General features: G+C 61.0%; 10 protein-coding genes and 2 pseudogenes. 8 read left to right on the top strand and 4 right to left on the bottom strand.

Annotated features, from left to right (window positions below; all coding sequences use genetic code 11):
* Positions 1 to 2 precede the first annotated feature (2 nt).
* The 6 genes and pseudogenes from BI344_RS26130 to BI344_RS22925 all read left to right on the top strand — a co-directional run.
* A complete protein-coding gene (locus BI344_RS26130) occupies positions 3 to 431 on the top strand; it encodes a KS-MAT linker domain-containing protein (protein ID WP_420912606.1) in 429 nt (142 codons plus the stop codon).
* A pseudogene (locus tag BI344_RS26125) lies at positions 350 to 517 on the top strand (acyl carrier protein); the annotation flags it as partial. The gene BI344_RS26130 and the pseudogene BI344_RS26125, both read left to right, overlap by 82 nt.
* The gene (locus tag BI344_RS11295; protein WP_083370182.1) at positions 460 to 1020 is read left to right on the top strand and encodes a thioesterase domain-containing protein; all 561 of its coding nucleotides are present in this window, start codon (positions 460 to 462) and stop codon (positions 1018 to 1020) included. The pseudogene BI344_RS26125 and the gene BI344_RS11295, both read left to right, overlap by 58 nt.
* Complete coding sequence (locus BI344_RS25220; protein WP_071113049.1) at positions 999 to 1454, top strand: hypothetical protein; 456 nt, start codon at positions 999 to 1001, stop codon at positions 1452 to 1454. Before BI344_RS11295 ends, BI344_RS25220 begins: the two co-directional genes overlap by 22 nt.
* Positions 1455 to 1545: 91 nt before the next feature.
* On the top strand, positions 1546 to 1794 hold the full coding sequence (locus BI344_RS26120; RefSeq protein ID WP_420912605.1) for a tyrosine-type recombinase/integrase: 249 nt from the start codon (positions 1546 to 1548) through the stop codon (positions 1792 to 1794).
* Between the two features lie 181 nt (positions 1795 to 1975).
* Positions 1976 to 2236, top strand: a pseudogene (locus BI344_RS22925) (transposase); the annotation flags it as partial.
* Positions 2237 to 2576: 340 nt separating this feature from the next.
* On the opposite strand, the gene BI344_RS11280 reads toward BI344_RS22925, so the two are convergent.
* Positions 2577 to 3047, bottom strand: coding sequence for a single-stranded DNA-binding protein (locus tag BI344_RS11280; RefSeq protein ID WP_071113047.1), 471 nt, complete (start codon positions 3045 to 3047; stop codon positions 2577 to 2579).
* A gap of 138 nt (positions 3048 to 3185) precedes the next feature.
* Here BI344_RS11280 and BI344_RS24385 point away from each other — a divergent pair, with 138 nt between their 5' ends.
* Both BI344_RS24385 and BI344_RS11275 read left to right on the top strand, forming a co-directional pair.
* Complete coding sequence (locus tag BI344_RS24385) at positions 3186 to 3323, top strand: hypothetical protein (protein WP_158020797.1); 138 nt, start codon at positions 3186 to 3188, stop codon at positions 3321 to 3323.
* A gap of 113 nt (positions 3324 to 3436) precedes the next feature.
* Entirely contained in the window at positions 3437 to 4111 is a 675-nt protein-coding gene (locus BI344_RS11275; RefSeq protein ID WP_071113046.1) for a YiaD family glycine zipper/OmpA-like lipoprotein, read from the top strand.
* Positions 4112 to 4296: 185 nt separating this feature from the next.
* On the opposite strand, the gene BI344_RS11270 is transcribed toward BI344_RS11275, so the two are convergent.
* The 3 genes from BI344_RS11270 to BI344_RS11265 are packed head-to-tail and all read right to left on the bottom strand — an operon-like array spanning position 4297 to position 6932.
* The gene (locus tag BI344_RS11270; protein ID WP_083370180.1) at positions 4297 to 5187 is read right to left on the bottom strand and encodes a DUF1460 domain-containing protein; all 891 of its coding nucleotides are present in this window, start codon (positions 5185 to 5187) and stop codon (positions 4297 to 4299) included.
* A complete protein-coding gene (locus BI344_RS23875) occupies positions 5120 to 5518 on the bottom strand; it encodes a hypothetical protein (RefSeq protein WP_139166969.1) in 399 nt (132 codons plus the stop codon). The genes BI344_RS11270 and BI344_RS23875 overlap by 68 nt, the downstream gene beginning before the upstream one ends.
* Positions 5519 to 5570: 52 nt before the next feature.
* On the bottom strand, positions 5571 to 6932 hold the full coding sequence (locus tag BI344_RS11265; RefSeq protein WP_071113044.1) for an MFS transporter: 1362 nt from the start codon (positions 6930 to 6932) through the stop codon (positions 5571 to 5573).
* Positions 6933 to 7110 lie beyond the last annotated feature (178 nt).

Here is a 7110-nt window from a genome sequence, read left to right as displayed (position 1 = left end):
CGCTGCGTACCGGACGGGAAGCGATGGCGTGCCGGCTGGCGGTGGTGGCGTCGAGCCGTGAAGCGGCGTCGGCGGCGCTGGCGCGGTATCTGGCGGCGGGGGCGGACGAGGATCTGTCGGCCGGCGGCGTGTTCGCGACGGGTAGGCCCGGGGCGGCGGCTGGTGAGGGCGAGGATTTGCGCGCGCGCGCGGCGCGCTGGGTGGCGGGCGGCGAGCTGGCGGAGCGGATGACGGCGGGGGGCGGCGGCGGTTGGCGGGGCTGCCGACCTATCCGTTCGGGCGGCGCTCGCTGCCGGAGGAGCCGGTGGCGGCCGGCCACGGGGGCGATTCGGCGTTCATCGAAGTCATTGCTGCGTATTCCAGGCAGGATGCGCGGAGTATCGACCCGGCGGCGTCGATTGCCGATCTGGGAATCGATTCGCTGCTGTTGATGAGGATGATAGACGCGCTTGAAACGCAATATTCCATCCATCTGAGCCTGGACGATGTCTTGAACTGCGCCTCGATCGGGCAATTTGCCGCCATGCTGGCGGAGCGGGTCGTCGAGGGTGGACAAAAGGCGCGGCAGGCTCCGAAGAAGGGCAAGAAGCCGAAAGAGCTGGAAGTGCTGCAATCCAGAGGCAGCCTGGCACCGGCCTTCTGGTTCCATGGCTCGATGGGGACGGTTCAGGCCTATATCGGCTTGTCGCAAAGCCTGGGCAGGAATCTGCCGTTTACGGCGTGCAGTCCAGAGGCATCAGGGACAATCAGCAGCCGATCAGCGATATGGGCGAGATGGCGCAGTACTACGCCGATCTGTTGCTGGCCGCCAGACCGGACGCCGGGGTGCCATTCCAGCTTGGCGGATATTCGGAAGGCGGTCTGATCGCCTATGAGGTCGCCCGCCGGCTGCAACTGGCCGACCATCAGGTCGGCAGCATCGTCATGCTCGACACGCCTTATCTGTACGGCGGGGAACCGATCAGAACGACGCCGACACCAGGAAGCTGCGCTACGCGATGGTCTACGCCAATTTGCTGATGATGAATGGCGCCGGCGATTTTTCCGATATCGCGGCCATGGAGCTGGATCAAGTCGAGCTCGAGGAGGTGTTGCCGGTCCTGGTCCGCGCCGGCTTGCGAAAAGGCCTGAGATATGCGGCGAATGAGCTGTCTGACGTCATCGAGCGCTACTGCAGGGTCGCCGAGGCCAATGAAAATGCGGCGATGGCGCATTTGCTGGAGGATCTGGCGCAGCCAGACGAGGTGGTGTGCCATTACGTCCAGCGCAGCCGGGCGGAGGTGTATTTCGATCCGCATGGCTTCAGCGGGCCGATGGTCGAATGGGCGAACCGCTATTTCCAGGACAGAAACTGTCCGGAAATGTGGCGGCGGCGCCTGCCGCGTCTCAATCTGCACATCAGCGGCGCGGTTGATCATTTTCATTATTGTCGGATGCAAAATCCTTCAGCCTGATCCGAGACGTGTGCGGTCGACTGTACGGCGTGGATCCGGTCGGGAAACCTATGTTGACGCAGGCGTTGTCGGAGGAGGTGGGAAGCTGAAGATGGCAGGTCCGGGTCCGGGCCGCCTACGTACTTGTCACCGAGCGAAAGGCGCCATAACCGTTGACGCCGTCCGCAAAATCGTAAGTCGCGCTGGACGCGAGGGCGGACTCACCTTTCCAGTCCACCCGCACATGTTGCGCCATGCGACTGGGTTCAAGCTAGCCAACGATGGACAAGACACGAGGGCAACCCAGAATTACCTAGGACACCGTGCTATCCAACACGAGGGTGTACAGAATTTTGTGTAACCGGACTTTTGGCAGGAAACTGTCATCTTGTCTGGAGACTCATGAGCACCAAAAAACACGACGTTCCTGAGGCCCTTCCTAGACTGGAAGGCGGCCTTGACTCGCTTTACCATCCAGTTTGAGGAACGGCTACCTCAGGTCTAAACCCAACCCCGGTTACACAAAAATTCGGCCCCCCTCGCATGCAGACAAAGGCTACGACTACCGCCGTTGCCGTGAACACCTGAGCCGGCGCGAAATCTTGGTGCGAATTGCCCGTCGCGGAGTGGAAAGCAGCGAGAGGCTGGGTCGCCACCGTTGGGTCGTAGAACGTACCCATTCTTGGCTAGCGGGCTTCGGCAAGTTGCGCATCCGCTTTGAGCGACGGCTGGATACGTATTACGCTTTGCCCAAGCTGGCTTTCTCATTGATCTGTCTGCGATTTATCGACAGGTTTTGTTAGCGGGTCTAAGGCGGAGAGCCGTTGGCGGATGCTGCTGACTTTCAGGCCCTTGGGACGGAACTGGGTCAGGACGTAACGGGCGGCGAGGGGAACCGGCAGTCCGAGGGGGCTGCCGGACACGAGCATGGGAATGTGCTCACCGGATGCATCCGTACTTCTCGAATGGAAAACTTGGTCACCGTGCATCTCTTGTCGAGTCAGATGACAGGAATTTACGACAGCAGCACTTCCGGTGATGTGAATTTTTGACGTAAAGAAAAAGACCGGAAAAACCAAGTGCAATCTACTGATTACACAGAGTATTTCCAGTCTAATTTAACAACCTAACATGTGGTTCCGGTTAGAACGGAATATCGTCGTCCATATCATCCATGCGCGGAGCAGGCTTCGGCTCCTGGCGGCGCGGCGCCGCCGGGGCTTCCTGGCGTTGGGTCGGAGCGTTGTAGCCGTAGCCGTCGTCCATGCCGCCGCCCATGCCGCCGGAGGAGCCGGCGGCCATTTCGCTCTTGCCGCCTTGCAGGCTCAGTTCGTTGACGCGGACATCCGGCGACACGCGCTTGTTGCCGTCCTTGTCCTGCCATTCGCGCAGGGTGAGCTGGCCGTACACGGTCACCTGCTGGCCCTTGGCCAGGTAGTTCTTCAGCGATTCACCGCGCTTGCCCCACACCTGGCAGCTGAACCAGTTGGTGGTCTTGCGCTCGCCGAAGCCGATGTCGCTGGCTACGCGGAACGACAGTACCGGCTCACCGCTGGGGGTGTAACGCAGTTCGGCGTCGGCGGCCAGGCGGCCGTCAAAGGTGATGCTGTTCATTCAATTCTCCGGATAAGTTCAAACTGCTTGGCCTGCGCCACGCAGGCGCCGCCGCCTTGCGCTGGCAATGGCGGCGCATGCGGTCGCCATCAGCCCATGCGATGGTATCCAAGCCGGCTGGCGGCCTAGAGGACTTGCATGTCGAAAGGCCAGGTTGGCCGCAAGGCGGCCGAGCGGGCGCGGGCCGAACGATCGGGCGCTATTATACACGGCAATAGCCGCCGTTTTGGTATCGATGGGGAGATTGTCGCGCGGCTGGTCGCGCTCGCCGCCTGACTGGCGAAGAAAGGCGGGATGCGCTGTAATCTGGGTATTTTCGCGCGGCCGACATGCCGATGGGGAACTGGCTTGGCCGTGCGCTGTCTGGCACTGTTTGAAAGGATGAACGCATGAACAAGAATGCATTGGTAGCCGCTCTGACGGCGGTGAGCCTGGCTGGCTTGGGCGGTTGCGCCAATATGAGCGACACGCAGAAGGGCGTGGGCGGAGGCGCGGCGATAGGCGCGGGCTTGGGCGCCGCGATCGGCGCGCTGACCGCCGGCGGGCACGGCGGGCGCAGCGCGGCCACGGGCGCGGCCCTTGGCGGCCTGATCGGCGCCGGCAGCGGTTACCTGTGGTCGCAGCACATGCAGAAGCAGAAGGAGGCGATGGAGCAAGCGACCAAGGGCACCGGCATCGGCGTCAGCCAGACGGCCGACAACCGCCTGAAGATCAACATCCCCAGCGACGCCTCTTTCGACACCGGCAGCTATGCGCTCAAGCCCAGCCTGAAACCGGTGCTGGACAAGCTGGCCAGCACGCTGCAGCAGAACCCGGTCACTTCGGTCAACGTCATCGGCCATACCGACAACACCGGCACCGACGCCATCAACAACCCGCTGTCGGTCAACCGCGCCAAGGCGACGCAGAGCTATCTGGCGTCGCGCGGCGTGGACATCAACCGCATCGGCGTGGACGGCCGCGGTTCCCGCGAGCCTGTGGCCGACAACGGCACGGTGTCCGGCCGCGCGATGAACCGCCGAGTGGAGATTTATGTGGCGGAGCCGGCGCAGCCGCAAAAATAAGTCGCCGAAGGTGGCGGCATGGGGACCGGGACGGCCTCTTGCGTGGAAGGCCGCTCCTGTTTATTGCCTGGGCCATGCGCGAGTCGGACAACGGACCATGTCGGGCAGTTGCCGGCAACAAGCGCCGGCGCAGGGTCGCGCGATTGGCTGGCCAGGCGGATACGATCCGGGGCCGCCGCTGATTGTCATGCTGCCTTTTCCGTGTTTTGCGTGGCCTTGCTTTGGCGGTTTGTGGCTTGCCGGGCGGCATGAATGATGAAACTGGCCGTCGATTGCGCGTGATTCTGGGATGGCGTCTCATTCACTGCCCGGTAGACAACGATGCCGGGCTGTTTTCTCACATACTCAAGGAAGGGCGAATCCACGACTTTCATATTTCTGGATAGGGAGGAGGCATTTCTAAACACGGGACCATCCTTTTTGCGGATGAAAATCCCGGTGTGCGTGACATCCAGTCCAGGCGTTTTGGTATAGATGCCTATGTAATCGCCATCGCGCAACATGTCCAGCGTGTCGGCGTCTATCTTGTTTGCCGGGATGTAGCTGATGTCCCTGCGCTTCGCTTCCAGTCCGATGATGTAAGGGCTGCCATCTTTCTTTCGGTTGAGTTCTTTTTGTTCGGTCATGGCCTGGCGGCTGACTGATCTTGTTACGTCTTTTATATTGCGTTGATTGCCGCTGACCCAGTCGGAGAAGAAGTGTTTTCTGGACAGGTAGCTTACCTCTCCTTTTGCGTAGCGGGTGCGGATCACATTTTCAAAGAAATTGTGGACGCTGTCGGAGCGCCGCAGCGACTCCACATAGTCCAGGTAGGTAAAGCAATCCAGTTTGCCGAAATCCACTACCAGCTTTTCATTGGCATGGTTCGAGCCTATCAACCTGTTGGAGGCGTAGGCGTTTCCCAGGAAAAGGCTTGAGAAGGTTTTGATTCGCTGCCCGGGCGATGAGTTTTTGTTTTCTTGGAATAGTTTGATGAGCTTTTGCTCGTTTATATTGTGGAAGTCAATGTCATTCCCGCCGCCGGCATATGCCGTGCAGATGCAGGGGAGCCATGCCGCCAATAGCACTTTTCTCATGTCCTCCCCCTCTTAGCTGTCGTTGCGCATTGGATAGCCTGACTTGCGTGTCGATGTCGCCGCCGAGCTTCGATTTGGCCAGCAAGTAGGTCGAGTTGTACCAGTCGATTCTCTTATGGAGCCGCTCTTCTGGATGTAGATCTCGGACGCGTCTCTTGGCTTTCTCGCTGCTGGTTTGATGCAGCTCATTGTATTGCAAGCCGATAGACGAATATGCCGGATATTGTGGCGAAATTGAAAGCCGGTGTGAATCGGGTGTAAATCGGGTGTGAATGGCATGGCGGCTGTGTAAAAAAACGTTGCGGCCAGCGGCGGCGTCTGCAATGCGCAAGGGCGGCCCCGTTGCCGGGGGCCGCCCTTGGTCGTTTGCCTGAGGTGAAAAGCTAGAAGGTAGCGTCGATTAGCCGCCGCACTTCGGTTTCATCCCACTGCTGCTGCGATACCTTGAGGTAGGCGACCCGGTCTTCCTTCACCACCACCGCCTCGTGGACGCCGGCGATGCCGGCGAGCTGTTGCGACAGCAGGTCGGCATTACCCTGCCACGTCTCGCCTATATGGTACATCACCGATCTCACCGCCTTGGGCGGCTGCATGCCAAAAGACCATATCAGCCAGGACAGCATCAGCAGGCTGGTGAAGCCGAACACGCCGGCCGGGCCGTAATGGCCGTAGAGCCAGCCGCCGGCAGCTGCGCCGAGGAACAGGCCAAACGATTGGGCGGTGTTGTACACGCCTATCGCGGTTCCCTTGGCGTCGGCCGGCGCAATCTTGGAGATTAGCGAAGGCAGCGTCGCTTCCAGGATGTTGAAGGCGATGAAGTACAGCGACAGCCAGCCGACGATCTGCCAGAAGCTGTCCAGCGCCAGCGCCATGCCCAGCTGGGCGGCGGTCATCAACGCGATGGCGCCGATGAACACAGGCTTGAGCCGCGCCTTTTTCTCGCCGTAGATGATGGCCGGCACCATCAGGATGAAGCCTATCACTGTTACCGGCAGGTACACCTGCCAGTGCTGCGACTTGTCCAGATGGCCGGTCTTGATCAGCGCGAACGGGATGGTGACGAACATCGCCATCTGCGCCGCGTGCAATGCGAAGATGCCGTAGTTGAGGCGCAGCAGCTGGCTGTTTTTCAGCACCGCCGGCAGCCGCTTGGTGTTGGCTTCGGTGTCGGAGTGGAAGCGCGACACCGACGGATCGGGGATGATCAGCCACACGCCGATCAGCGCCGCCAGCGACAACAAGCCGGTAAGGGCGAAAATGCCGTTGACGCCGATGTATTTGGCCAGCACCGGGCCGGCCACCAGGCTGACGGCGAAGGTGGTGCCTATCGACATGCCTATCATCGCCATCGCCTTGGTGCGGTTTTCCTCGCGGGTCAGGTCGGCCAACAGCGCGGTGATGGCGGCGGAGATGGCGCCGGCGCCCTGGATCACCCTGCCCAGGGTGAGGGTGGTGATGTCGGTTGCGCCGGCGGCGACGAAGCTGCCGATGGCGAACAGCAGCAGCCCGCCGTAGATCACTTTCTTGCGGCCGATGCGGTCGGACAGCATGCCCAGCGGCAACTGCAGCAGCGCTTGGGTGAGGCCGTAGCTGCCCAGCGCGATGCCGATCAGCGTGTGGTTCCCGGCGCCTTGCAGAGTATTGGCGTACAGGGCGAATACGGGCAGGATCAGGAACATGCCCAGCATGCGCAGGGCGTAGATACCGGCCAGCCCCAGGCTGGCCCGCAGTTCGATGGCATTCATGCGGTGTGTGGTCTGGTTTGCTTGATTATGTTTAACGACCGCGCCGGCAAACGGATGACTGCGCAACATCGGCGCGCGGTCGGGGCGGGTCTGTTTGCAATAGCTCAAAGACAGGTGGAGCCTGCCCGGCTAAGTCGGGTATATTAACAGGTTCCCTGACCGACGGTGAGTAACAGCT

Origin of the sequence: Chromobacterium sphagni (assembly GCF_001855555.1) — a bacterium.
In the GTDB taxonomy this organism is placed as follows: Bacteria; Pseudomonadota; Gammaproteobacteria; order Burkholderiales; family Chromobacteriaceae; genus Chromobacterium; species Chromobacterium sphagni.
The sequence above is the reverse complement of the archived record's forward strand: the minus strand, read 5'-3'. Positions and strand labels throughout refer to the sequence as shown.